Annotated in this window: 21 protein-coding genes; 13 read left to right on the forward strand and 8 right to left on the reverse strand. The window is 74.4% G+C overall.

What is annotated here, in order from left to right; translation table 11 throughout:
* Positions 1-32 precede the first annotated feature (32 nt).
* Positions 33-1,094: a LacI family DNA-binding transcriptional regulator gene (locus tag ACZCLJ_RS00615; protein WP_463105111.1), complete on the forward strand. Its 1,062-nt coding sequence runs from the start codon at positions 33-35 to the stop codon at positions 1,092-1,094.
* A 98-nt stretch (positions 1,095-1,192) separates the two neighbouring features.
* Here the strand turns inward: ACZCLJ_RS00615 and ACZCLJ_RS00620 are convergent, their stop codons facing one another.
* From ACZCLJ_RS00620 to ACZCLJ_RS00630, 3 genes are all read right to left on the reverse strand, one after another.
* Entirely contained in the window at positions 1,193-5,092 is a 3,900-nt protein-coding gene (locus tag ACZCLJ_RS00620) for a PQQ-dependent sugar dehydrogenase (RefSeq protein ID WP_463105112.1), read from the reverse strand.
* A 251-nt stretch (positions 5,093-5,343) separates the two neighbouring features.
* The gene (locus ACZCLJ_RS00625; protein WP_251151699.1) at positions 5,344-6,372 is read right to left on the reverse strand and encodes a CNNM domain-containing protein; all 1,029 of its coding nucleotides are present in this window, start codon (positions 6,370-6,372) and stop codon (positions 5,344-5,346) included.
* Positions 6,369-7,784: a hemolysin family protein gene (locus ACZCLJ_RS00630; RefSeq protein ID WP_463105113.1), complete on the reverse strand. Its 1,416-nt coding sequence runs from the start codon at positions 7,782-7,784 to the stop codon at positions 6,369-6,371. The genes ACZCLJ_RS00625 and ACZCLJ_RS00630 overlap by 4 nt, the downstream gene beginning before the upstream one ends.
* A gap of 233 nt (positions 7,785-8,017) precedes the next feature.
* Here ACZCLJ_RS00630 and ACZCLJ_RS00635 point away from each other — a divergent pair, with 233 nt between their 5' ends.
* A complete protein-coding gene (locus ACZCLJ_RS00635) occupies positions 8,018-9,196 on the forward strand; it encodes a D-alanine--D-alanine ligase family protein (RefSeq protein ID WP_463105114.1) in 1,179 nt (392 codons plus the stop codon).
* A gap of 63 nt (positions 9,197-9,259) precedes the next feature.
* Here ACZCLJ_RS00635 and ACZCLJ_RS00640 read toward each other — a convergent pair whose 3' ends face one another.
* Complete coding sequence (locus tag ACZCLJ_RS00640; RefSeq protein WP_353050445.1) at positions 9,260-9,805, reverse strand: DUF3515 family protein; 546 nt, start codon at positions 9,803-9,805, stop codon at positions 9,260-9,262.
* Positions 9,806-9,919: 114 nt separating this feature from the next.
* On the opposite strand from ACZCLJ_RS00640, the gene ACZCLJ_RS00645 reads away from it, so the two are divergent.
* Entirely contained in the window at positions 9,920-10,939 is a 1,020-nt protein-coding gene (locus ACZCLJ_RS00645) for a thiamine-phosphate kinase (protein WP_463105115.1), read from the forward strand.
* A 63-nt stretch (positions 10,940-11,002) separates the two neighbouring features.
* Here the strand turns inward: ACZCLJ_RS00645 and ACZCLJ_RS00650 are convergent, their stop codons facing one another.
* On the reverse strand, positions 11,003-11,518 hold the full coding sequence (locus ACZCLJ_RS00650; protein WP_251151695.1) for a GNAT family N-acetyltransferase: 516 nt from the start codon (positions 11,516-11,518) through the stop codon (positions 11,003-11,005).
* 164 nt (positions 11,519-11,682) lie between these two features.
* Positions 11,683-11,874, reverse strand: coding sequence for a 50S ribosomal protein L28 (gene rpmB, locus ACZCLJ_RS00655; protein ID WP_251151694.1), 192 nt, complete (start codon positions 11,872-11,874; stop codon positions 11,683-11,685).
* 275 nt (positions 11,875-12,149) lie between these two features.
* Between rpmB and ACZCLJ_RS00660 the strand changes: the two genes are divergently transcribed.
* The 3 genes from ACZCLJ_RS00660 to rsmD are packed head-to-tail and all read left to right on the forward strand — an operon-like array spanning position 12,150 to position 17,062.
* Positions 12,150-14,153 (forward strand): DAK2 domain-containing protein, encoded by a 2,004-nt coding sequence (locus ACZCLJ_RS00660; protein ID WP_463105116.1) that lies wholly within the window; start codon positions 12,150-12,152, stop codon positions 14,151-14,153.
* Complete coding sequence (locus ACZCLJ_RS00665) at positions 14,150-16,408, forward strand: ATP-dependent DNA helicase RecG (RefSeq protein WP_463105117.1); 2,259 nt, start codon at positions 14,150-14,152, stop codon at positions 16,406-16,408. Before ACZCLJ_RS00660 ends, ACZCLJ_RS00665 begins: the two co-directional genes overlap by 4 nt.
* A gap of 48 nt (positions 16,409-16,456) precedes the next feature.
* Complete coding sequence (gene rsmD, locus ACZCLJ_RS00670) at positions 16,457-17,062, forward strand: 16S rRNA (guanine(966)-N(2))-methyltransferase RsmD (RefSeq protein WP_463105118.1); 606 nt, start codon at positions 16,457-16,459, stop codon at positions 17,060-17,062.
* Between the two features lie 51 nt (positions 17,063-17,113).
* Here rsmD and ACZCLJ_RS00675 read toward each other — a convergent pair whose 3' ends face one another.
* The gene (locus ACZCLJ_RS00675) at positions 17,114-17,920 is read right to left on the reverse strand and encodes a GNAT family N-acetyltransferase (protein WP_463105119.1); all 807 of its coding nucleotides are present in this window, start codon (positions 17,918-17,920) and stop codon (positions 17,114-17,116) included.
* A gap of 126 nt (positions 17,921-18,046) precedes the next feature.
* On the opposite strand from ACZCLJ_RS00675, the gene coaD reads away from it, so the two are divergent.
* The 6 genes from coaD to mutM all read left to right on the forward strand — a co-directional run bounded on the left by coaD (position 18,047) and on the right by mutM (position 21,894).
* Entirely contained in the window at positions 18,047-18,544 is a 498-nt protein-coding gene (gene coaD, locus ACZCLJ_RS00680; RefSeq protein ID WP_251151689.1) for a pantetheine-phosphate adenylyltransferase, read from the forward strand.
* 23 nt (positions 18,545-18,567) lie between these two features.
* On the forward strand, positions 18,568-19,173 hold the full coding sequence (locus ACZCLJ_RS00685; RefSeq protein ID WP_463105120.1) for a hypothetical protein: 606 nt from the start codon (positions 18,568-18,570) through the stop codon (positions 19,171-19,173).
* Between the two features lie 238 nt (positions 19,174-19,411).
* Positions 19,412-19,978, forward strand: coding sequence for a YceD family protein (locus ACZCLJ_RS00690; RefSeq protein ID WP_463105121.1), 567 nt, complete (start codon positions 19,412-19,414; stop codon positions 19,976-19,978).
* A gap of 2 nt (positions 19,979-19,980) precedes the next feature.
* Positions 19,981-20,175: a 50S ribosomal protein L32 gene (gene rpmF / locus ACZCLJ_RS00695; protein ID WP_251151686.1), complete on the forward strand. Its 195-nt coding sequence runs from the start codon at positions 19,981-19,983 to the stop codon at positions 20,173-20,175.
* Between the two features lie 5 nt (positions 20,176-20,180).
* Positions 20,181-20,936, forward strand: a complete 756-nt coding sequence (gene rnc, locus ACZCLJ_RS00700) for a ribonuclease III (RefSeq protein ID WP_251151685.1) — start codon at positions 20,181-20,183, stop codon at positions 20,934-20,936.
* The gene (gene mutM, locus ACZCLJ_RS00705; RefSeq protein ID WP_463105122.1) at positions 20,929-21,894 is read left to right on the forward strand and encodes a bifunctional DNA-formamidopyrimidine glycosylase/DNA-(apurinic or apyrimidinic site) lyase; all 966 of its coding nucleotides are present in this window, start codon (positions 20,929-20,931) and stop codon (positions 21,892-21,894) included. The genes rnc and mutM overlap by 8 nt, the downstream gene beginning before the upstream one ends.
* A gap of 29 nt (positions 21,895-21,923) precedes the next feature.
* Here the strand turns inward: mutM and ACZCLJ_RS00710 are convergent, their stop codons facing one another.
* Positions 21,924-22,865 carry a phosphoglycerate dehydrogenase gene (locus ACZCLJ_RS00710; RefSeq protein WP_463105123.1) on the reverse strand — a complete coding sequence of 314 codons (942 nt, stop codon included), beginning with the start codon at positions 22,863-22,865 and terminating at the stop codon, positions 21,924-21,926.
* Positions 22,866-23,105: 240 nt separating this feature from the next.
* Between ACZCLJ_RS00710 and ACZCLJ_RS00715 the strand changes: the two genes are divergently transcribed.
* Positions 23,106-24,677, forward strand: a complete 1,572-nt coding sequence (locus ACZCLJ_RS00715) for an APC family permease (RefSeq protein ID WP_463105124.1) — start codon at positions 23,106-23,108, stop codon at positions 24,675-24,677.

Consider the following 24,677-nt stretch of genomic DNA (forward strand, 5'->3'; position numbering starts at 1 on the left):
CGGGTCGGGCGGTCGGCCCACGAACGATCGGAGTGGCTGTGCGGGGAGAGGGTCGTCCGGTCCGGGACCGGAGCGCGCCGCGGCTCGTCGACGTGGCGCAGCGCGCCGGCGTCTCCCTGGCGACCGCGTCGCGCTCGCTCTCGGGCAGCGTGGGCGTGTCGGAGGAGGTCGCGGCGCACGTCCGCACCGTCGCGACGCAGCTCGGCTACGTCGCGAACCTCCACGCGCGCACGCTCGCCGGCGGCAGGACGTCGGTCGCGGGCCTCATCGTGTACGAGATCGGCGACCCGTACTTCGCCGAGATCGCCAGCGGCGTCGTGGGCGTCGCGGCCGAGCACGGGTGGAGCGTGCAGATCAGCCACACGGAGCGCGAGCCCGCCGCCGAGGTGGCGCAGATCCGCCTGCTGCGCGCGCACCGGGTCGGGGCCATCGTCCTCGCCGGGTCCGGCTACGTGGACCCGACGATGGAGGACGAGTCCGGCCGCGAGCTCGCCGCGTTCGAGGAGTCGGGCGGTCGCGTCGTGGTCGTCGGGCGGCACCGCCTGCGCTGCGACGCCGTGCTCCCCGACAACGAGGCCGCCGGGGAGAGCATCGCGGAGCACGTCCTCGGGCTCGGGCACCGCCGGCTCGCGGTCGCGGCCGGCCCGGCCCACCTCACCACGATGGCCGATCGGCTCGCGGGCATCCGGACGGCCGTCGCGCGCCGCGGTCTGGACCCCGACGCGCTCGCCGTCGCGCACGCCCCGTTCACCCGCGAGGGCGGCCGCGACGCGACGCGGCAGCTCCTCGACGAGCATCCCGGCACCACGGCGATCCTCGCGCTCAACGACGCGATGGCGACGGGGGTGCTCTCGGTCCTGCGCGAACGAGGGACCGCCGTGCCGCGCGAGATGTCCGTGACGGGCTTCGACGACATCCAGGTGGCCCAGGACCTCGCACCCGCGCTCACCACGGTGCGCCTGCCCATGAGCGAGATCGGCGCCGCAGCCCTCGAGCTGGCGCTGCGACCGCCGTCGGCCCGGCCCCGGCGCCGGTCGACGGGTCACGCGCTCGTCGTGCGGGACTCGACGGCGCCCCCCGCCGAGCGCGGCTGACGGCGCCGACGCCCGCGGCCGAGCGGCGTCGAGGACGGACCCCACGGCGAGGGGGTGTGCGCGGGCACCCGCGCACACCCCCTCACGTCAGGCGGGGCTCACCCGCAGGTGTGCGCGCCGTGCTCCACGACCACCTCCGACGACACCTCCTCACCGTCGACGGTCGCCTCGGCCGAGACCGTGACGGACCCGGCCGCGAGGGACTGCGCGCGCACCGCGAAGGCCTGGTACGCCGATGCTCCCGGTGCGACGTCCGCGACCGTCCGGCTGCCGAACGCCGTCGAGAGCGTCACGTCCGCCGGCACGTCGCTCGCGTTCGTCGCGGCGACCGCGAGGTACACCCGTCCGGCGAGGCAGCGCGGCGAGACCTCGACGTCCAGCTCGACCTCGGCCGGGTCCTCCGCCGCGGTGACCGTGAGGTCGCGCAGGCGGCCGGTGTTGTCGAACGAGCCGAACCCGACCCGGCCCTCGGTGAACGTCGTGTCGTTCGCGGTGAGGAGCGGCGTGTCGAGCCCGTCGACGTAGACGGCGATGTCTCCGCTGTCCGCGCAGCGCACGACGCGCACGTCGTGCCACTCCTCGTCGGTGACCGCCGGCGGCGCGCCGACCGCCCCGTCCCACTGGTCGTCGATCCGCTCCCGGTCCTTGCCGTCGACCTTGAAGATGCCGTTGTGGGCGTAGATCGTGTTGTCCTGCGAGAGGTGGGCGTAGTAGTACTCGGTGTCCGACTTCCACCCGAACACGACGATGACGTCCCGGTTGTTGACCGACGCCGGCGCGTCGAGCCGGACCTCGGCGTCGAGCGCGAACGAGCCCAGCTCGGGCCCCTCGGTGAGCACCGCGTACTCGAACGGCCGGCGGATGCCGTCGTTCGGGTTGTCCCCGACCTCGGCGAGCACGATCTCCTCGCCCGGGAACTGCCACTTGGCCGGCGTCCGGGGAGCCCAGCTCTCCGCACCCATGACGTCGGTGACCTGCTCGCCCGCCGGCGCGCACGACGGCGGTGCGGGCGGTTCCACGGGCACGGCGCCGAACAGCGCGTACTGCGCGGCGACCTGCTCGGGCGTCGGGACGGTGTCGAGGAACATGAGGTCGTCCATCCGCCCGTGGAACGGGTTGGCCTCCCGCGTGTCCTGCGGGAAGCTGCCCCCGATCTTGAGGCCCGCCGGGTCGGTCGGGGACGTGGCCCCCGCCCCCCAGGGGTTGGCGGCCGTGTACCGGCCGGCGAGCTCCTCGCCGTTCATGTACAGCTTCATCTCGCCGCCCGCGAAGTCGAACGTCGCCGCGAGGTGGACCCACGTGTTCCGCTCGAGGATCTGGTCCCACGGCAGGTCGGCCGCGAAGGTCCACGACCCCGCACCGTCGACGCGCCGCCCGAGGGCGACCAGCTTGAGCTCGCCGTCGACGGTGATGACCTCGAGCAGCGCGCGCACCGCGTGGCCGTCGGAGGTCCCCGTCAGCACACCGGCCAGGCCGATGGCGTTGTACCGGTCGTCGGGGTTCGCCGTGCCGGAGTTCAGCGCAGGGTGCTCGCCGGTGGGCTTGAACCAGCCCATGACCGAGATCTCCTCGGTACCGGCGAAGGCCCCGAGCGAGTCGACGCCCGCGGCGTCGTAGACCCCGGCCTTCCAGTCGTCGTTCGAGGACGTGAGCGGGCTCATCTGCTGGGTCTGCAGCGCCTCGCCCGCGCCCGGGTAGGCGCGGTCCGCGACGCGCATCTCGACGCCGCCGTTGACGAGCTCGATGTCGGTGCCCGACCACCCCTGGTCGGCCTCCCACGTCGGGGCGCCCTCGGCCGGGTGGTCGAAGTCGTAGTGCGCGACGAGGTTCGGCGCGAGCTCCGGCAGCGCGACCGGCGACGACGCGCCGGCGTGCCGGGCACCGGTGACCTTCCAGATCTTCCCGTTCGCCTTGGAGATCAGGTACAGCTCGCCGTCGGCGTCGGACCCGAACCGCAGGTCGACGCGCTGGTCGCCGACGAGCTCCTGGAAGGTCGTCTCCTCGCCGTCCTGGAACACCCGCAGGTGCTCGATCTCCGCGAGGTCCTCGAGGTCGCCGTCGTTGCGCACCATCTCGTCGGCCTCGGTCGCGAGCACCCAGCCGCGCACGAGGTCCGTGAACAGGTACCGGCCCTGCAGCTCGGGGATGTCGCCGCGGTAGACGAAACCGCCGTTGAGCGCGACGCCCGCGTCACCGGTCTGACCGGGGTCGCGGTTGTGGTCGTAGGCCGCGACCGGATAGGTGAAGTCGAACCGCTCGGCGTCGTCCGCCGGCAGCGGGTAGATCTGCCGGTTGTCCGCGACGAAGGACCCTTCGCGCACGGACCAGCCGAAGTTGTCCCCGGGCTCGACCGCGTAGACGGACTCGACCTGCCACTCGCCGATGTGGCCCAGGTACATCGTGTGGTCGCCCTCGGGGTCCCAGCTGATGCGGTGCGGGTCGCGCAGGCCCACGGCGTAGATCTCGGGCAGCGCGCCCGGCTCGTCGAGGAACGGGTTGTCGTCGGGGATGCCGTACCGCCCGTTGGCGCTGTCGTCACCCAGGGGGTCGATGCGGAAGACCTTGCCCTGCGGGGTCCCGAGGTTCTGGGGGTTGCCGTTGCCCACGCCGTTGCCGCCGTCGCCGACGAGGACGTAGAGGTTGCCGTAGTCGGCGTCGCCCGGCGCGACGGTCGGGTTGAACGCGATCTGCTGCACGGTGTGCACGCGCCCGGCGAACGGCACGCGCAGGACCTCGCGGCTCGTGCCCTCGAAGACCTCGGCGGACGGGTCCGTCGCGGTCCACTCGGTGACGACGCTGTGGAACGCCGTGTTGCCGTAGCCCGGGAAGTCCGGGGTGTCCTGCGTCAGCGCGGTGCCTGCCTCGGTGTGGACCGTGTAGAACTTCCCGTTCTCGGCGAACTCCGGGTGGAACTCGGCCGAGCCGAGGCCCGTGCCGAGGCCGGCGCTGTTGTGGAAGTTGTCGAGGAACGCCTGCCGGACGTCCAGGTACGGCACGTGCTCGCCCGAGTCCTTGTCGACCGTGTAGAGCACGGCGTTGTTGTCCGGCACCATCAGCCGCCCCGACCCGTCGGGGATCTCGTCGAGGTGCGTGATGCGGTTGTGCCGCACCAGGCGCTGGTCCTGGGTCGCGGGCGTCGTCGTCGACTCCGGCAGCTGGGCGAGCTCGGTGACCTCGATGCCCAGCGCCGAGGGTGCGGGGTCGGGCAGCGGGTTGAGCAGCGGCTCGCTCGGCGTGGTGCCGCCCGCGGCGCAGTCGGCGGGGTTCCCCGTCGGGATCGCCAGGTTCTCGCCCGCGGTGTCGACGGCGACGTCGTCGAGCATGAGCCGTCCCGCGCTGCTGGCCCCGTTGATCCAGAAGAACCGGTCGAGGGCCCCGGTGACGGCCTGGCGGAACCCGAACTGCTGCTCGGTGCCCTCGGGGAGCCGCGTGATCTCGTCGTACGGCCCGCCCTGGCTGTAGACGGCGACCTTGTCCGTCGCGTTGTCGGCGACGATCCACACGCACTGCCACGTGTCGCGCGACCACACGCCGGCGGGCTTGAAGCCCCCGCCGTCGCGGACGAGCATGACGTCGTTGTTCTGGTTGTTGACGTAGGCGCGGCTGTTCACGTAGTCGGACGGCGCGTCGACGTCGGTGATGCCGAACGACGTGTCGACGCTCCCGGTCCGCATGAAGCGGAAGAACACGGTGCCGGTGCCGCCCTCGGCGATCCCCGGGACGGCGCGATGGGCCCGCTGGCCCCCGCCGACCATCTCGAGGACCTGGTTGTTCGCGTTGAGCGGGTCGGCGACGACCTGGGCCGCCGTGGAGGCCGACCACCCGTCCTGGCCCGTCAGCGCCCTGCGCTCGTAGGTCTCGAAGCTGAGGATCTCCGTGAACTCCTCGTCGGCCACCACCGCGGCTGCCGGTGGCACGAGGAGGGTCGCTCCCAGGACCGTCGCGAGGGAGAGCGAGAGGACCGCTCTTCCTCGGCGACTCGACTGCGTAGACGTCATCGTCTGCTCCACTTCGTCGGAGGGTGCGCACCGCCGCGCCACGGTCGTCCGGGTCGCGTGCGCGTCGCCACGTCCGCCACGGGGTCGCCGAGGTCCGCTTCTCCTGTCGGGTCGTGCACGTCGGTGTGCACGACTCCTCGCAGGCTAAGGAAAGGGTTTTCCCTCGTCAAGAGGAACGGTGCGTGTCGGGAGCACGACGAAGGGCCCCGGCGGTCCGACCGCCGAGGCCCCTCGTCACACCCTCCGTGGCGTCAGGAGAGCACCGCGACCGGCTCCTCGGGGTGCGGGAGGATCCGGCGCAGCACGTCGGCGAGGGTCACGACCCCGACGAACCGGTCGCCGTCCATGACCATCGCGAGCTGCTCGCTCGACTCGCGCATGCGCGCGAGCGCGGCGTACACCGTCGTGCCGGACTCGAGCACGAAGCCCGGCCGGGTGAGCTCGCGCGCGGGACGGTCGTCCGGCTCGACCAGCGTGTCGCGCACGTGCACGACGCGCGGGACCGCGCTGCCGTTCTGCAGGAGGATCCGCAGATGGCCGGAGCGGGCCGACGCGGCGCGCACGTCGGACGCCGTGGCGTCCGACGGGACGGACGTCGGTCCGGCGCCCTCCGGGACGAGCGCGTCCACCGTGAGCGTCTCGAGCTCGAGCGCACCGGAGATCTGCACCCGGTACGACGCCTCGAGCGCGCCCACGTTCGCCGAGTGCTCCACCAGGTGGCGCAGCGTGGCCGGATCCTGGCCACCGCCCTCGACGTTCTCCACCGGCTCGACGCCGACGGCACGGACGCACCGGTTCGCGAGCGCGTTGAGCCAGCGCAGCAGCGGGCGGAACGCCCACATGAACCCGCGCATCGGGAGCGCGAGCAGCGTCGCCGACCGCTCCGGGTGGGCGATCGCCCAGGACTTCGGTGCCATCTCGCCGATCACGAGGTGCAGGAACGTCACGATGATCAGCGCGAGCACGAAGCCCGCGACGTCGGCGACCCACAGCGGGGCGCCCCACGTCTCGAACACGGGGGTGAGCCAGTGGTGGACGGCGGGCTTGGTGATCGCGCCGAGCGCGAGCGTGCACGCCGTGATGCCGAGCTGCGCGCCCGCCATGAGGAGCGTCAGCTCGTTCGAGCTGCGCAGCGCCGCCCGGGCCGCGCGGCTGGTTGCCGCGGCGTCCTCGAGACGGTGCCGCTTGGCGCCGAGGAGCGCGAACTCCACGGCGACGAAGAACGCGCTGAGCGCGATGATCGCGACGGTCGCCGCGACGACGACCCCGGGGTTGCTCATCGGGTCTCCTCCTCGGCGGTCGCCCGCGAGTCCGCGGCGGTCGTGGGTCTCTCGGCGGGCTCGTCGCCGCGGTGCTCCTCGAGCCGCACCCGCACGAGGTGCGGGACGTGGCGCTCGACCGACAGGACGTCGACGACGAGCGTGCGCGTGACCGGCTCGTCGTGGACGAGGTCGGCCGGGTCGAGGGGGAGCGGTACCTCGATGGTCTCGCCGGCCCGCGGCAGCGCACCGTGCTGCGCGATGAGGAGCCCGGAGACGGTCTCGTGGTCGCCGCGCGGCAGGTCGTGCCCGATGGCGCGCTCCGCCTCGTCGAGGTGGACGTCGCCGCCCATGATCCACACGTCGTCGTCCTCGGCGGTCACCGTGACGGGCTGCTCGGGGTCGTGCTCGTCGGTGATCTCCCCGACGACCTCCTCGGCCAGGTCCTCGAGCGTCAGGACGCCCGTGAACCCGCCGTACTCGTCGATGACGCACGCAAGCTGGTTGCGCGTGCTCGTGAGCTGCGCGAGCGCGTCGGGCAGCATCATCACGGTGGGCAGGACCACGGCGGGACGCATCAGGTCGGTGACCGGGGCGTCGTCGGGCAGCGACGTGGCGAGCAGGTCGGCGAGCTGGACGACGCCCAGCGGCTGGTCCGTCTCGTCGACCACGGGGTAGCGCGTGTGCGCGTGCGCCATGAGCTCGCGCACCTCGGCCACCGTGGCCTCCGGCCGGACCGTCCCGACGCGCGAGCGCGGGATCATCGCGTGCTCGACGTCCTGCTGGGGGAAGTCGAGGATCCGGTCGAGGAGCACGGACAGCTCGTCGGGCAGGTCGCCGCTCTCGCGCGACTCCGCGACGATGTGCTCGAGGTCGCGCGCCGTGGCGGTGCTGTCGACGTCGTGCACGGGCTCGATCTTCAGCAGGCGCAGGAGCGCGTTGGACGCCTTGTCGAACACGGCGATGAGCCAGCCGAACACCGTCAGGTAGGCGGTCGTCGAGCGGGCGAGCCCGCGCGCGAGCGGCTCGGGCCGTGCGATGGCCAGGTTCTTCGGGAACAGCTCGCCGAAGAGCATCTGGATGATGGTCGACAGCACGAGGGCGAGCACGGTGCCCACGGCGACGCCGACCCCGCTCGGGACGCCGACGCCGCCGAGCATGGTGCCGAGGGACTCGCCGATCAGGGGTTCGGCGACGTAGCCGACGAGCAGCCCGGTCACCGTGATACCGAGCTGCGCGCCGGACAGGACGAACGAGGTGCGCCGGGTCACGGCGAGCGCGCGTCGCGCGGACTCGTCGCCCGCGGCGGCCTTCGCGCCGAGCCGCGACCGGTCGACGGTCATGTAGGCGAACTCCTGGGCGACGAAGTACGCCGTCGCGGCGGTGATCGCGAGGACCACGAGGAGTCCGAGGAGGAGGGACAGGAAAGTCATCACCGGGCCCGCACCGTCCTTCGGTCGTCGAGGACGCGGTGTCGCGTCCGGTCGCCGGGGCCGGTGCGGCCGGGACTATGGTCGGGGTCGTCGGCCGCTGGGGCCTCGAGAGTCATCTCTTCCACGAACGACCCCAACGCGGCAGCCTCTCGATTCGTTCCCGCTCCCGACGGGAGACCTCGTCGGGGAGGGCGCGGGGGCCGGAGGACGCGGGTCCGGTAGGGTCGTCCGCGATGTCCAGCCAGCAGCCCACCCAGCACAGCGCCGAGCCCGAGCGGGCTCCGGCCGCGGCCACCTCCACGCCCCGCAAGGTGCGTGTCCTGCTCCTCTTCGGCGGCCGCTCCGGCGAGCACGCCATCTCCGCAGCGACCGCCGCGGGGGTGCTCCGCGCGATCGACCGCTCGCGGTACGACGTCGTCCCGGTCGGCATCACGCCCGACGGCGGGTGGGTCCTGGCCGCGGACGAGCCCGAGCGCTGGGAGATCGCGGACGGCCGCCTGCCGCGGGTCGAGGCGACGGGCGAGGACGTCGTGCTCCCGCTCGCGACCGATCGCCGCGGCGTGCGCGTTCTCGCGCCGGGCGAGATCCCGCGCGAGCTCGGCGAGGTGGACGTCGTCTTCCCGCTGCTCCACGGGCCGTACGGCGAGGACGGGACCGTGCAGGGCCTCCTCGAGCTCGCCGACGTGCGCTACGTCGGCGCCGGCGTCCTCGCGTCCGCCGTCGGCATGGACAAGCACTTCATGAAGCTCGTCCTCGCCGGCCAGGGCCTGCCCGTCGCCCCGTACACCGTGATCCGGCCGGGCGAGTTCGAGCGCAACCCCGACGCGTGGACGCAGACCGTCGCCGGACTCGGACTGCCCGTCTTCGTCAAGCCTGCCCGCGCGGGATCGAGCCTCGGCATCTCGAAGGTCGAGGACCTCGCCGACCTGCCGGCGGCGATCGCCGAGGCGCAGCGGCACGACCCGAAGGTGCTCGTCGAGGCCGGCGTCGTCGGGCGGGAGATCGAGTGCGCCGTGCTCGGCGGACGGGACGGCGGGCGCCCGCGCGCGTCGCTCCCCGGCGAGATCGTCGTCACGGGCGCGGAGCACGCGTTCTACGACTTCGAGGCCAAGTACCTCGACGAGGCAGGCGTCGAGCTCTCCTGCCCGGCCGACCTGCCCCCGCACGTCGTCGCCGAGGTCCAGGACGTCGCCGTGCGCACGTTCGAGGCCGTCGGGGCCGAGGGGCTCTCGCGCGTCGACGTCTTCGTGACCGCCGACGAGCAGGTCGTCGTCAACGAGATCAACACGATGCCGGGCTTCACGCCGTTCTCGATGTACCCGCGCATGTGGGAGAGGTCGGGCCTGTCCTACCCCGACCTCATCGACGAGCTCATCGCGCTCGCCCTCGAACGGCCCACGGGCCTGCGCTGATCCTGTCGCCGACCCTCGGAGGAGGGACGGCGCCGCCCCGCCCCCAGGCCGTCCGACGGAGCGTCAGCCGGCGTCGGCGGCGCCGACGCACGCGCGCGTCTGCGGCACCTCGAGGACGGCGGGCGTGAGGTCGGCGACGAACGACGTCGAGTGGTTCGCGGCGACGGCCGGCGGCACGACGACCTGGACCGCCGGGTCGCGGCCGTAGGTGGTGAAGGTCCACGTGCCCTCGCCGTCCTCGACCACGAGCCAGTCGACGGTCCCCGAGGTCGACTCGACGCTCTGGCACGCGGTCGTCGTCGGGCCGGGGACCTCGACGCCGCAGCGCAGCGTCACCGCCGCGCCCGGCTCGCCCCAGGCCGCGGTCGCCTGGCTCGTCGTGCCGACCTTCGGCAGGTCCTCGGCGAGCGCCTCCGGCACGGCGAGGACGACGTCCGCGCACAGGGGGTTCGCGGCGTCGTCGGCCACGGGGACCCCGATGCGGGGCGCGCACGCGCTCGCGGTGAGCACGACGGCCGCGACCACCGGGAGCAGGACGGCACGGCGCGGACGGCGGCGGTGCCCGGCGCGTGGGCGCGGGGCAGGTCGGGCGGGGGTGGTTCCGAGCACGCGACCACGGTAGTCGCCCGGGCGAGGTCCGCGTGAACGGCCGGCGCCGGGGACCGGTGGTCCGGGCGGAGCCGGCCGTGCGGCCCGTGGGCTCTCGACGGCTAGGGTGGCCGCGTGAGCGAGACGCCCCTGCTGGTCCGCGACGTGGCCGAGGAGGCCCTCCTCGCCCGGATCTTCCCCCTCCTGCCCGCCGCGCCGACGACGATCGTCGGTCCGGGTGACGACTGCGCCGTCGTCGCCGCTCCCGACGGCCGCTACGTCGTGTCGACCGACGTGCTCGTCGAGGACCGGCACTTCCGCCGCCGGTGGTCGAGCGGGTACGACGTCGGGTGGCGCGCTGCGGTGCAGAACCTCGCCGACATCGCGTCCATGGGCGCGCGGCCCGCGGCGCTCGTCGTCTCGCTCGTCATGCCGGGCGACCTCCCCGTCGAGTGGGTGACGGGGCTGGCGCGCGGCCTCGCCGCGGCGTGCACACCCGTCGGTGCGGCCGTCGTCGGCGGGGACCTGTCGGGTGGTGACCAGGTCGTGGTGGCGGTGACGGTGCACGGCGACCTCGAGGGACGGGCGCCGGTGCTGCGCTCCGGCGCCCGACCGGGCGACGTCGTCGCCCTCGCGGGCACGCTGGGGCGCGCGGCTGCGGGCCTGGACCTGCTGGAGATCGGTCGGCCGGAGACCCTGCTCACGGAGGCCTACCTCCGGCCCGACCCGCCGCTGGCGGCCGGGCCGCGCGCCGCAGACGCCGGTGCGACCGCGATGATGGACGTGTCCGACGGCCTGCTGCGCGACGCCGGACGCATCGCCCGTGCGAGCGGCGTGCGGATCGATCTCACGGGGGCGGCGCTCGACCCGCACCGCGCCGAGCTGCGCCGGTCCGCGCTGGTCGCCGCCGCAAAGGGCGTCAGCCAGCAGGCGGTCGCGGCGGGCGTGGACGGGTGGCGCGTCGTCGTCGAGGACTGGGTGCTCGCAGGGGGCGAGGACCACGCGCTGCTCGCGACGTTCCCGGCGGGCACGGCGCTGCCGGAGCCGTTCCGGGCCATCGGGACCGTGCAGGGAGCGGACGACGAGGGGCCGCGCGTCACGATCGACGGCGCAGGGGCGGACCGCGCGACGGGGTGGGACCACTTCGGCGCGTGAACGCGTGGCGTCGTCCGCCGACAACGCGGCCTGCGGCGAGCCGCGACGGGACGCAGGGGTGCGTCAGCTCCGGCGGTAGCGCACCGCGGTGAGGTCCTTGCCGCCGATGTCGTCGCGGCGCTCGACGCCGTCGGGCGTGAAGCCGTGGCGGCGGTAGAAGCGGCGGGCGCGCTCCGCGTCCTCGAGGACCCAGAGCGTCACCACGACGCCCGGGGGCACGTCGGCGAGCAGCGTGCGCATGAGGTCGCGCGCGACCCCGCGACCCCAGGACTCGGGGTCGAGGTAGATGGCGTAGATCTCGAGGTCGCCGACGTCGGCGTCCTCGTCGCGGCTCGGCCCGAGCGTCGCGAAGCCGATGGTCCGCCCGTCGGCGTCCGCGAGCCACGTCCGTGCGCCCGGCGTGGAGAGGCTCTCGACCCAGTGCTTCTCGCGCTGGTCGACGTCGAGCGAGGCCAGGTACTCGTCGGGCACGATCCCGGCGTACGCGCCGCGCCACGACGCGATGTGCACCGCGGCGATCGCGCTCGCGTCCCCGGGGCCGGCGGGGCGGATGGTTACCTCGCTCAGTTCCGTCACCATGGACAAAGCCTGCCATCGGGCAGCGGTTCCGCCAAACCGGTTTGTCCCGACCTTCAGGAGATCTCCGCAACCGGCGGCCCTGGGCGGGCGCGGGATCCGGGGCCGGGGACGACGAAGCGCCCGCCGGCGGGGCCGACGGGCGCTTCGTGGAGGCGTTCTCGCGATCAGGCGGGACGCGTGACCTTGCCGGCCTTGAGGCACGAGGTGCACACGTTGAGGCGCTTGGGCGTACCCGACACCACGGCGCGGACGCGCTGGATGTTCGGGTTCCAGCGGCGCTTCGTGCGGATGTGGGAGTGCGAGATGCTGTGCCCGAAGCCCGGGCCCTTGCCGCAGACGTCGCAGTTGGCAGCCACGGTTTCTCCTGATCGTCGTGCACGTCGCGCGCAGGCAGCCGCGACGTAGTGAATGGTCTGTGGGTTCTGCCCGGTCGTTCGCACGGCGTGAGGCGCGTACGGCGGATCGTCGTACGGCTTGTGGCGCGCGAAGCACCCGGGCAACCTCCTCAGGGTAGCCGATCGGGTGGCGTCTGCTCAAATGAGCGCCCGCGGCCAGGCCCCTGCGGCCGGGTTCGGGAGCAGAGACTACGGTGTTGCCGAGCATCGACCGACCAGCGAGGAGCCCGACCGACGTGAGCCGCCGTACCGACGTGATGGACGCCGCCGACGTCCTCGCGTGGGCCCGGGACGGCGTGGAGGCGCTCGGCGCGGCGCGTTCGGCGCTCGACCGGGTCAACGTCGTCCCCGTCGCCGACGCCGACACGGGGACGAACCTGTACCTCACCTTCCTCGACGCGACGCGTTCCCTCGGCACCTCGGTGGCGTCCGCGCCCTCGGGGGAGGCGCACGGGGGCAACCTGGCGGAGGCGCACGCGGGTGACCTGCTGGTCCGGCTCGCGCGGGGGGCGCTCGTGGGCGCGCGCGGCAACTCCGGCGTCATCCTCAGCGAGTACCTGCGCGGGCTCGCGGTCGCGCTCGCCCCGCACCGGACGGTGACGGGGACGGCGCTCGCCGCGGCCCTCGCCGCCGCCGCGCGCACGGCGCGGGGAGCGGTCGCCGAGCCGCTGCCGGGCACGATCCTCACGGCGGCTGACGACGCGGCCCGGGCCGCCGCGCACGCCGCGACTCCGTGGGCCGCGCACGCCGCGGACGCGCGGGCAAGTTCCGTACGGGTCGCAGGTCCTGCCGTCGTCGCGGGCGCCGCGCACGACGGTGCCCGGGCGGCCGCGCTGCGCTCGAGCACCGAGCTGGACGTCCTCGCGCGGGCGCGCGTGCTCGACGCGGGCGCGCTCGGGCTGACCCTGCTGCTCGGCGCGCTGCGGGTCGCGCTCGGCCGGGCGGCCTCCCCGCCGCCGGGAGACGCCCGCGCGCGCAGCGACCGCGGCCCGCGCACCGTCGAGGGCCCCGTACGGGACGTCGTGTCGGAGGTGCTCGACATGATGTCCGGCACGGCGCCGGTCCGAGGCGCCGACGACGGGCTCGGCGCGGAGGGTGCCGCGTCGAGCGAGGGAGGCGAGCTCGAGGTGATGTTCGTCGTCGAGGCGACCCGCCCGGTGCTGTCGTCCCCGGACGCCCGGACGGGCCCCGTCGACGTCGCGGGTCGCCTGCGTGCCGCGCTCGGAGGCATCGGCGACTCGGTCGTCGTGGTCGGGGGGCGGACCGTCGGCGGTCCAGGTCCAGGTCCAGGTCCAGGTCCAGGTCCAGATCTCGGTCCCGACGGCGTGGGACGGGCCGGAGGTCTGTGGCAGGCGCACGTCCACACCGACGACCCCGTCGCGGCGGTGACTGCCGGGCGCGCGGCGCTGCAGGCCTTCCCGCCCGGCGGCGCGTCCCTGCGGCAGGTGCGGGTGCGGCACCTGGCCGGCACGGGGCACGAGGCCGCGTCCCGCTCCGCGCTCGACCCTGCGAGTGGAGAGGGCGCCCTCGCGAGAGGAGAGTCCGTCCAGGACGACGGCGCCCCGGGAGACGCCGGCACGGCGCGGGGCGGCAAGGTCGGGCTCGTCGCCGTGACGACGGCACCGGGGCTCGTCGCCGACCTCGCGCGGGCGGGCGCCGTCGTGCTCCTGCGTGACCCGGGCTCGGAGATTGACGCTGCCGCGCTGCACCGCGTCGTCGTCGACACGGGTGCGTCGCACGTCGCCGTCCTGCCCGGCACCGACCTCGGGGGCGACCTCGTCGCCGCGACGCGCGCGGCGGTGCGGGCCGACGGCGTCGAGCGGCTCGAGGTGCTCGACGCCCCGTCGGACCTCCACGTCGTCGTCGCGCTCGCCGCGGCGCAGCTCGTGGACCACGGCGCGACGGGGGACGGGGACGGGACCGGCCTCGACGCGGCGCGCCGCGCGACCGTCTCGGTGCGCGTCGCCGTCGTCGAGACCTCCGGCGGGACGTCGGACGACGACCTGCCTGCGGCTCTGGACGACGAGCTCGGCGAGGTCCTGGCCGGCCCCACCGAGATCCTCACGGTCCTCGCCGACGACGACGTCGCGCAGGCGGTGCTCGACGCGCTGGTCGGACGGGCGTCCGCCGGGGGAGCGGAGACCGTCGTCCTGCGGTCGGGGCGCGCGGGCGGGACGGTGACGCTCGGGGCGGAGCCGCCCGGCGGCGTCGGGCACGACGAGGGAGGTGTGACCGGATGACGGACCGCATGACCGAGCCGCTCGCCAAGGCGCTCGGGACGCGCAGCGCCGGGCCGCTCGCGAAGCTCGGGGTGCACACCGTCGGCGACCTCCTGGGCCACTACCCCCGCCGCTACGGCGACCCGGGCAAGCTCACCGACCTCGGCGGGCTCGCGCTCGGCGAGCACGTGACGATCGTCGCGCAGGTGCGCTCGGCGACCGTGCGGCGCATGCGCAACCGCGCCGGGGCGATCCTCGAGGCCGTCGTCACGGACGGCCCGCAGCAGCTCTCCCTGACGTTCTTCGCCAAGGGACCGGGGGCCCTGCGGTACCACGAGCAGCGCCTGGCCCCGGGGAGGCTCGGTCTCTTCACGGGCGTGGTCGGTGTCTACCGGGGCGCGCGTCAGCTCGCGCACCCCGACTACCGCATCATCGGCATGGACGACGACGCCGAGGACACCGAGAGCGCCGTCCTCGAGGCCAGCCGCCCCATCCCGATCTACCCCGCGAGCGGGAGCATCCCGAGCTGGAAGATCCAGCCCGCGGTGCGCACCGTCCTGGACCCGCTGCGCGAGGAGGACGTGCCCGACCCGCTGCCGGACGCGGTGCGCGAACGGCACGGCCTGGGCACGCGGCTCGAGGCGCTGCGCGACGTGCACGAGCCGTACGACGAGAAGCAGTGGCAGCGCGGGCGCGACCGCCTGCGCTACGAGGAGGCGTTCGTCCTCCAGGCGGCGCTCGCGGAGCGGCGTGCGCGGGCCGAGGCGGAGCCCGCGACGGCGCGGCCGCTGCGCGCGCCGGGGGAGCCCGGCATCCTCGCCGACCTCGACGCCGCCCTGCCCTTCGAGCTCACGCGGGGCCAGCGCGAGATCGGCGAGCAGGTCGCGCAGGACCTCGCCCGCTCGCGCCCGATGCAGAGGCTCCTGCAGGGCGAGGTGGGCTCCGGCAAGACGGTCGTGGCGCTGCGCGCGATGCTCCAGGTGGTCGACGCCGGCGGCCAGGCGGCGCTCCTCGCGCCGACCGAGGTGCTCGCGGCGCAGCACGCGCGCACGCTGCGCACCCTCCTCGGGCCGCTCGCGGAGGGCGGCTTCCTCGGCGGCGCGGAGCACGGGACGCGCGTCGCGCTCCTCACCGGGTCGCTCGGCGCGGCGGCGCGCAAGGAGGCGCTGCTCGACGCCGCGAGCGGGGCCGCCGGAATCGTCGTCGGCACGCACGCGCTGCTGTCCGAGAACGTGCAGTTCGCGGACCTCGGTCTCGTGGTCGTCGACGAGCAGCACCGGTTCGGGGTCGAGCAGCGCGACGCGCTGCGCGCCAAGGCCCGTACGAGCCCGCACCTGCTCGTCATGACCGCGACGCCCATCCCGCGCACCGTCGCGATGACGGTGTTCGGCGACCTGGAGACGTCCGCGCTGACGGAGATCCCCGCGGGCCGCGCCGGCATCACGACGCACGTCGTCCCGGCCGACAACCCGGCCTGGATGGACCGCACGTGGGCGCGTGTGCGCGAGGAGGTCGACGCCGGGCACCGCGCGTACGTGGTGTGCGCGCGAATCCACCCCGACGAGCCCGGAGACGACGCGCCGCGCGCCGGTGCGGAGGGGGACGACTTCGACGAGCTGCCGGACTTCCTGCTCGAGGACGGCACGGCGGACGAGCGGGCCCCTCTGCGCGCGGTGCTCGAGGTCGCCGACGAGCTGCGGGCGCACCCGCGCCTCGCGGGCGTCGCGGTCGGGATCCTGCACGGCCAGATGCCGCCGGCGGAGAAGGACGCCGCGATGGCGGCGTTCGCGAGCGGCGAGGTCCAGGTGCTCGTGTCGACGACGGTCGTCGAGGTCGGCGTGGACGTCCGCGAGGCCACCGTCATGGTCGTGCACGACGCGGACCGGTTCGGCATCTCGCAGCTCCACCAGCTCCGGGGCCGCGTCGGCCGCGGGTCGGCGCCCGGGCTGTGCCTCCTCGTCTCGACCGCGCAGCCCGGGACGCCCGCGGCGACGCGCGTCGAGACCCTCGCGCGCACGAACGACGGCTTCGAGCTCGCGACGGTCGACCTCGAGCTGCGCAGCGAGGGCGACGTGCTCGGGGCCGCGCAGTCGGGGCGCGCGAGCTCGCTGCGGCTCCTGCGCGTCGTGAAGGACGCCGACGTCATCGCGACGGCGCGCGAGGACGCCGCGGCGGTCGTCGCCGAGGACCCGGGGCTCGAGCGCCATCCCGCGCTGCGTGCCGCGATCGCGGACCAGCTCGACCCCGAGCGCGAGGAGTTCCTCGAGCGCGCGTGACCGTCGGCCGCACGGAGCGCCGCGCGGGCTCCTGGCTAGGCTGTGCGCGTGACGAGGATCGTGGCGGGGACCGTGGGCGGACGCACCATCCAGGTCCCGCCGCGAGGGACCCGCCCCACGAGCGACCGGGTCCGGGAGGCGATCTTCTCGCGCCTCGACCACTACGGCGTGGTCGACGACGCCCGCGTCCTCGACCTCTACGCGGGCTCGGGCGCACTCGGGATCGAGGCGGCGAGCCGCGGGGCGCGCGAGGTCACGCTCGTCGACTCGGCGCGCGTCGCGGTCGACGTCGCCCGGCGCAACGTCGCGGCCCTGGGCCTGAGCGACGTCCGGGTCGTCGCCCAGTCCGCCGAGACGTTCGCCGCGACGGCGGCCGCAGGCCCGGGCGCCACCGGGGCACCCTTCCACCTCGTGTTCCTCGACCCGCCGTACGACCTCGCGTCGGACGCGCTGGCCCGCGTGCTCGAGAACCTGGCGGCGCCCGGGGTGCTCGACCCGGCGGCCGTCGTCGTCGTGGAGCGCTCGACCCGCACCGCCGAGCCGGCCTGGCCCACCGGGTGGGAGCTCCTCGCGCGCAAGGACTACGGCGAGACGGCCGTCTTCTTCACCGGACCGGTCGTCCCGGACGGCGAGGAGACGGCGACCCCGGGCTGAGGCGCCCCGTCCCGGACCGTCGAGCGAGACCGTGCGGCTCGGCGCCGTGCCTCAGGCTCCGGGCGCGTGGCGCTCGTCGTCGGACAGGAGACCCACGGCGACCCCGGCGAGCGCGTCGGCGTCGGTGGGGTCGACGAGCGCGACGCTCCCGTCCGCGGCGTCGAGCAGTGCACGGGTCGCGCCGTCGTCGGCGACCCGGCCCTCGCTCTCCCTCAGGTTCTCCGCGAGGAACGCGCGCAGCGGACCGGCCGGGACCTCGTCGAGCAGGTCCGCGGCGTCCCGTGCGACGCCGTGGGGGAGCGCGACGAGCAGCAGGGCCGGCACGCGCTCCGCGCCCGGCCCGTCGCCCGGCTGGAAGTAGGGCACGTCCAGCGCCCGGGCGCCGAGCCGCGCGTAGAAGCGGAGCCGTGCGGTGGGATCGCCGTGCGCGGCGCTCGCCGCGTGGTGGTCGGGGTGCTCGACCTCGGCGAGTACGAGCACCGGGTCGAGCGCGCGCGCCCACGCGTCGAGCGCCGCGGCGAGCAGCCGGCCACCGATGCCGCCTCCTCGGCGGCCGGGCGCGATCGCGAGGTACTGGACGAGGAGGACCCGGGTGGCGGGTGACCACGCGCCGACCACGCCCGCGACGACGCGGGCGTCCTCGACGACGCCGAGGCTCCGCAGCCGCCCCGACGCGTGCTCGGCGAGGAACGCGTCGACGCCGACCAGCTCCGCCGGAGGGAACGAGGGTTCGAGGACGTCGCGGTGGAGTGCCGCCACGAGAGCGGGCGAGGCGAGCGGGACGACGTCCGGACCGGCGCCGGCAGCTCTCGACGTCTCGGGGATCGCACTCTCGGGGGTCGTGCTGTCCGGGCTCATGCGGACATCGTCCTGCGCCGGGTGCGGACGTGCAGCCCAGGTCGCCGCGAGCACGCCGGGCGGGCAGCCCCGCCGGTACGGTGCGTCGGTCCAGGCATCCGGGAGCCCGTGTACTACCGTGACGAGGTGACCGCAGCCGTCTGTCCCGGGTCGTTCGACCCGATCACCCTGGGCCACCTCGACATCGTGCGTCGCGCCCGCGCCCTCTTCGACGAGGTCGTCGTCGGCGTCGCGCGCAACGCGTCGAAGAACGCGCTCCTGAGCGCCGACGAGCGCGTCGCGCTCGCCCGGCGTGCCGTCGAGCAGGCGGGTCTGGACGGGGTGCGCGTCGAGGTCGTCCCGGGGCTTCTCGTCGACTTCTGCCGCGAGATCGGTGCGTCGGCCGTCGTGAAGGGCCTCCGCGGGGGCGCGGACTTCGACGCCGAGCTCCCCATGGCGCTCATGAACCGGCACCTGGCCGGCGTCGAGACGGTGTTCGTCGCCGGCGAGGCGTCGCTCATGCACGTCGCGTCGTCGCTCGTGAAGGACGTGGCCCGGCACGGCGGTCCGGTGGACGACCTCGTGCCCCCGGGTGTCGGGGACGCGGTACGGCAGGCGCTGGCGCGGGAGCGGGCGAGCAGGTGAGCACGACGGAGAGGACCGGACGGATGAGCGAGCACGACGTGGCGCGGACGCAGGACGGATCGACGGGTGTGCCGACCGGCGACGAGGTGCAGGCCGGCCTGCACACGATCCTCGACGACCTCGGTCACCTCGTCGAGAACGCGCGGACGATGCCGATGTCGGCGTCGGTCCTCGTGCACAAGGCGGACGCCCTCGCGCTCGTCGACGAGCTCCGTGCGGCGCTGCCCGAGCAGCTCGCCCACGCCGACGAGGTGCTCGCCGAGGCGGACGCCGTCCTCGAGGACGCCCACCGCCAGGCGGAGGAGATCCTCACGACGGCGCGTGCGCGGGCGATCGAGCTCGTCCAGGCGGAGCAGGTCGTCGTCCAGGCGCAGTCGCGGGCGCACGAGATCGTGGCCGAGGCGGAGAGCGCGGCCGAAGGGCTCCGCCGCGACGCCGACGACTACTGCGACCAGCGCCTCGCGGACTTCGAGGTCGACCTCGGCAAGGTGCTCGCGCAGGTCCAGGCGGGTCGCGCGAAGCTCGCGGGGCGCCTGGACGGTGCCGGCCGGGTCCCGGAACCGTCGCCCTTCCCGAGCACGATGGCTCCGCGGCCGGCCGAACGGCCCGCCGCGCGGCCGGCGGGATAGCCGCCCCCGGATCTCGTTGGCCTCACCTCTCGCGGTGCCGTAAGATCGTCCTTTGGTTCGGTGAACTCGTCCTGCCGACCGTCGTGAGGCCCCCGCCGTGCTCCCGCACGGCACCGTCCCGCGTCGGTGACGGCACGACGTCGGCCCGACCGTCCCCGACACCGTCCGTTGCCTCCTCCTGCCCGGCAGGAGACCGATCCTGGAGCGCGCCATCGCCGCCGAGAAGACGTCGCCGCTCGTGCTCGACACGCACGAGCTCGGTCGGCGACCCGGAAGCATGCTCGACGTCCGGCGCACGGTCGCGGCGCCCGCGGACCTCGGCACGGCGGTCATCGGGATCCCCGAGGGCAGCGAGCTCGAGCTCGACCTGAGCCTCTCCGCCGTGATGGAGGGCGTGCTGGTCTCCGGCACCGTCTCCGGGCGGGCCGTGGGCGAGTGCGTCCGGTGCCTCGACGAGGTGACCGAGCCCGTGCGGGTCCAGCTCACCGAGCTGTTCGCCTACCCCGAGCGGGCGCAGGCCGGGCGAGAGGGCGGAGACGGCCACGGTGAGTCCGAGGACGCCGAGGACGTCTACGAGCTCGACGGCGATCTCGCCGACATCGAGCCCGCGCTACGGGATTCCGTGGTGACTGCACTACCATTCAGTCCGGTGTGCCGTCCGGACTGCCCGGGCCTGTGCTCCGAGTGCGGAGCACGCCTCGCCGAGGACCCGGGGCACACGCACGAACTTGTCGACCCTCGGTGGTCGGCGCTGGAGAGCATGTTCGACACCTCGAACGTGTCCGACGAGACGAAAGAGAGCTAGCCGTGGCTGTTCCGAAGCGCAAGATGTCGCGCAGCAACACCCGTGCGCGTCGTTCGCAGTGGAAGACGACCGCCGCGAACCTCACGACCTGCCCGCAGTGCAAGGGCGACAAGCTGTCGCACGCAGCCTGCCCGACGTGCGGCACCTACAAGGCCCGCCAGTACGCCGAGGCGCTGCGCACCGAGCACGCAGGCTGAGGCGCGTGGCACCGGCTGCACCGGCAACCGGTCTGCTCGAGAAGCTCGGGGTCCAGCTGGACCCCGAGCTTCTCGTCCTTGCGCTCACGCACCGGTCGTTCGCGCACGAGAACGGCGGCATCCCGACGAACGAGCGCCTCGAGTTCCTCGGGGACACCGTGCTCGGGCTCGTCGTCACCGAGACGCTCTACCGCCGCCACCCCGATCTCTCGGAGGGTGAGCTCGCCAAGATGCGGGCCGCGACGGTGTCGCAGAAGTCCCTCGCGATCATCGCGCGCGCCCTCGACCTCGGACGCTACGTCCTGCTCGGCAAGGGCGAGATCCGCACGCGCGGCAACGACAAGGACTCGATCCTGTCGGACACGGTCGAGGCCCTCATCGGTGCCGTCTACCTGAGCCACGGCCTCGAGCCCGCGCGCGGTCTCGTGCTGCGGCTCGTCGAGCCGCGGCTCGCTGCCGCGGCCGACCTCGGCGCCGGGCTCGACTGGAAGACGTCGCTGCAGGAGGCGGCCGCGGAGGCGGGGATGAGCCCGCCCGCCTACTCGAGCGACGCCGTCGGGCCGGACCACGCCCGCGTCTTCACCTCGTACGTGCACCTGGACGGCCGGCTGTACGGGACGGGCAGCGGCACGGCGAAGAAGTACGCCGAGCAGGAGGCCGCGGAGCGCGCCTACCGGACGATCGCCGTCGAGCGCGCACAGGCCCTGGCCGGGCGGGCGGAGACGGACGGCGAGACGGCTACCGAGGGCGCGGGTGCCTGAGCTCCCCGAGGTCGAGACCGTCCGCGACGGTCTCGCACGGCACGTGCTCGGCAGCGTCGTGACCGACGTCGAGGTGCTGCGCGACTACAGCGTGCGCCGGCACGACGGCGGCCCGGCGGGCTTTCGCGACCAGCTCCTCGGGCTGCGCCTCGTCGCCGCCGTGCGGCGCGGCAAGTTCCTCTGGCTCCCGCTGGGGTCACCGGCGTCGGCCCTGTCCGGCGGCGGCCGGACCTCTGCCGACACCCGGCCCGCGGCCGCGCTGCTCGCGCACCTCGGCATGTCCGGCCAGCTCCTCGTGCGGTCGGGCGAGGGGCCGGACGTGCGGTCACCGCACCTGCGGGTCCGGGTCCTGCTCGAGCCCGAGGGTGGCGGGGACGCGCAGGCGCTCGACTTCGTCGACCAGCGCACGTTCGGCCACCTGTCGGTCCAGGACCTCGTCCCCACGCCCGACGGCGCCCCGGGCGGCCTCGGCTCGGACCTCGCCGCCGTCCCGGGTCCGGTCGAGCACATCGCGCGCGACCTCCTCGACCCCGCCCTGCGGCGCGAGGTCGTGGTCGACGCGGTCCGCCGTCGTCGGACCGGCGTGAAGCGCGCGCTCCTCGACCAGACGGTCGTGTCCGGGGTGGGGAACATCTACGCCGACGAGGCCCTGTGGCGCGCCCGTCTGCACTTCGCGCGCGCCACGGACACGCTGCGCCGCGCCGAGGCCCACCGCCTGCTCGACGCCGCGGCCGAGGTCATGTCCGAGGCTCTCACGCAGGGCGGGACGAGCTTCGACGCGCTCTACGTGAACGTCAACGGGCAGTCCGGCTACTTCTCGCGCTCTCTCGCGGTGTACGGGCAGGAGGGTGAGCCGTGCCCTCGGTGCGGGACGCCGGTGCGCCGCGACGAGTTCATGAACCGGTCGGCGTACACGTGCCCGCGCTGCCAGCCCAAGCCGCGCAACGGCCGCTGGTAAGTCGGTCGCCCGCCCCGCCCTCCGCGGCGTCAGCGGGGGACGACGTTGCGCAGCTCCTCGCCGGCGCGCAGGGCGTCGAGGTTGGCGTTGACGAGGTCGGACGCGCGCTGCGGACGGTTGCCCGCGACGTGCGGCGTGAGGATCAGACGCGGCGCGTCCCACAGCGGTGACCCCGCCGGCAGCGGCTCGGTCTCGGTGACGTCGAGGGCAGCACCCCCGAGCGTGCCGGCGCGCAGGGCGGCGACGAGCGCGCCCTCGTCCACCGTCGCGCCGCGGCCGACGTTGACGACGACCGCGTGGTCGGGGAGCTGGTCGATCCGCCGCGCGTCGAGCGCGTGCCGCGTCGTGGGCAGCGCGGGCAGGAGCGAGACGAGGACGTCGGCGGTCGGCAGGACGGCGGCGAGGTCGTCGTCGGTCACGACGGGGAACCCGTGGCGCTCCCCGGCGCTGCTCGCGACACCCGTGACCCGTGCGCCGAGCGCCTCCAGCAGGGGCGCGAGGCGTGCGGCGATCGAGCCGAACCCCCACACCACCACGTGCGCGCCGTCGAGCGTGTACCGCTGCGCGGTCGCCGGGGCGGCCTGGGCGGCGTTGACCGCGCGGTCCCACCGGTGCTCCCTCTGCGCGGCGCCGAGCTCGTCGAGGCGTCGCACCGCGGCGAGCACGAGGGCCAGCGCGTGCTCCGCGACGGGGCCGTCGTGGAGCGACCGCCCGGACGTGACCGTCACGTCGGGCCTGAAGCCCGCGGCGAGCACGGCGTCGGGACCGGCGGCGAGCGTCTGGACCCAGCGGAGCCCGGTGAGGTGGCGCGCGGCGTCGGCGAGGTTGTCGGGCGAGTTCGCCCACGCGACGAGCACCTGCGCGTCACGGTCCTCGACGGCGAGCGGAGCGGCCGCGTCGTAGACCACGACCTCGTCGCCGGGGGCGGCGCGCACGTCCAGGGGGATCGTGTCGGGCACGAGGATCTTCACCGTCGTCTCCAGGGCGTCGGGGGCTTGCGGCGCACGGCCCGGCCGACGTGCGGCACGCCCCGACCGGGCCTCCGCGACCGTAGCAGCCCACGAGCGACCCGCACGGCCGCGGCCCTGGTCACGGCCCCTTCCACGGGCGGTTCCCGTGGCACGGCGCTATGTTCGCCAGGACGCCGTCACGACGACGGCGCGCCGTCCTGGCCGGTCCCGTCGCGGACCTCGGAGCACGGGGGTGGAGCGGTGAGCGAGTCGTCAGCAGTGCCGTCCAGCGGGGCGCCGGCGGGGGGCGGGTCGCCACCGGGGGCGCCCGCCGACACGGCGGGGACCCCGACGCGCGAGCAGCTGCGGGCCGCGATCACCGCCCGCACGCCGCGCAACTACATCACGTGGATCACGCTCGCGTTCATGATCACGTCGTCGGTCGCGAGCCTGCGCGCCGCCCCGACGATGGCGGTCTACGGGCTCGCGGCGGTGTTCCTCTACGTGGTCCCGGCGATCGTCTTCCTGCTGCCGACGTCGCTCGTGTCCGCCGAGCTCGCGTCCGGCTGGTCGGGCGGCGTGTACCGCTGGGTCGCCGACGGCGTGTCGAAGCCGCTCGGGTTCCTGGCGGTCTGGTGCCAGTTCGCGATGACGATCTTCTACTACCCGAGCCTGCTCGGGTACGTGGCGAGCACGCTCGCGTACGTCATCAACCCGGCGCTCGCGAGCAACGGTCTGTACGTGGCGATCGTCATCGTCGTGCTGTTCTGGTCGGGCGTGTGGTTGTCCTCCCAGGGCACCAAGACCGTCGCGGGGCTGTCGAGCATGGGCCTGATCATCGGCACGCTCATCCCCGCGGCGATCCTCGTGGTGCTGGGGATCGTGTTCCTCGGGCAGGGCAACCCGTCGGCGGCGCCCATGGACGCGCAGCACCTGCTGCCCGCGTGGACCGGCCTCGCGTCCCTCGTGCTCATCGTCAACAACTTCCTGTCCTACGCGGGCATGGAGATGAACGCGGTGCACGTCACGAGCCTGCGTCGTCCGGGCCTCGAGTTCCCGCGGTCGATGTTCCTCGCGATCGGGCTCGTGCTCCTCATCTTCATCCTCCCCGCCGTCGCGATCAGCTGGGTCATCCCGGCGGACCAGCTCAGCCTCACCGCGGGCGTCATGCAGGCGTTCGACGCGTTCTTCGCGAACTTCGGGGTGAGCTGGCTGACGCCGATCCTCGGGCTCATGCTCATCGCCGCGTCGCTCGGCGGGATGCTCACGTGGCTCGCCGGCCCGTCGAAGGGCCTGCTCACCGTCGCGCGCGAGGAGGGCTACCTGCCGCCCTTCCTGCAGCGCCTCAACAAGCACGGGGTGCAGCAGAACATCCTCGTCGCGCAGGGTGTCGTGACCACGTTCATCGCGCTGCTCTACGCGTTCATCCCGGACGTGTCGAGCGCGTACTGGATCCTGTCCGTCATCACCACGCAGGTCTACCTGGTGATGTACCTCCTGCTGTTCGTCGCGGCCGTGCGCCTGCGGCGGATCAAGCCCGACCACCCGCGGGGGTACCGGGCGCCCGCTCTCACGCTCCTGTGCGTGGTCGGCTTCATCGCGTCGGTCGCCGCGATGGTGATCGGCTTCGTCCCGCCCGCGCAGTTCTCGAGCGGGAGCGTCGGGGTGTACGTGCTCATCGTCGGCGGCGGGCTCGGGATCATCGGTCTCCTCGTGCCCGCGCTCTTCTACCTGCTGCGCAAGCCGTCCTGGAAGAACCCCGTCACCGCCGCCGAGGCCGCGGAGCAGGACGGCGACCTGGACACCGCGACGACCGAGGGGACGGAGGCCTGA

This window comes from Cellulosimicrobium sp. So1_17, from assembly GCF_055181235.1.

Coding starts and splice junctions, on each gene's coding strand:
- ACZCLJ_RS00620 (WP_463105112.1), bottom strand. CDS start 5,092: ATGACGTCTACGCAGTCGAGTCGCCGAGGAAGAGCGGTCCTCTCGCTC.
- ACZCLJ_RS00625 (WP_251151699.1), bottom strand. CDS start 6,372: ATGAGCAACCCCGGGGTCGTCGTCGCGGCGACCGTCGCGATCATCGCG.
- ACZCLJ_RS00630 (WP_463105113.1), bottom strand. CDS start 7,784: ATGACTTTCCTGTCCCTCCTCCTCGGACTCCTCGTGGTCCTCGCGATC.
- ACZCLJ_RS00635 (WP_463105114.1), top strand. CDS start 8,018: ATGTCCAGCCAGCAGCCCACCCAGCACAGCGCCGAGCCCGAGCGGGCT.
- ACZCLJ_RS00650 (WP_251151695.1), bottom strand. CDS start 11,518: ATGGTGACGGAACTGAGCGAGGTAACCATCCGCCCCGCCGGCCCCGGG.
- ACZCLJ_RS00665 (WP_463105117.1), top strand. CDS start 14,150: ATGACGGACCGCATGACCGAGCCGCTCGCCAAGGCGCTCGGGACGCGC.
- ACZCLJ_RS00675 (WP_463105119.1), bottom strand. CDS start 17,920: ATGAGCCCGGACAGCACGACCCCCGAGAGTGCGATCCCCGAGACGTCG.
- ACZCLJ_RS00685 (WP_463105120.1), top strand. CDS start 18,568: ATGAGCGAGCACGACGTGGCGCGGACGCAGGACGGATCGACGGGTGTG.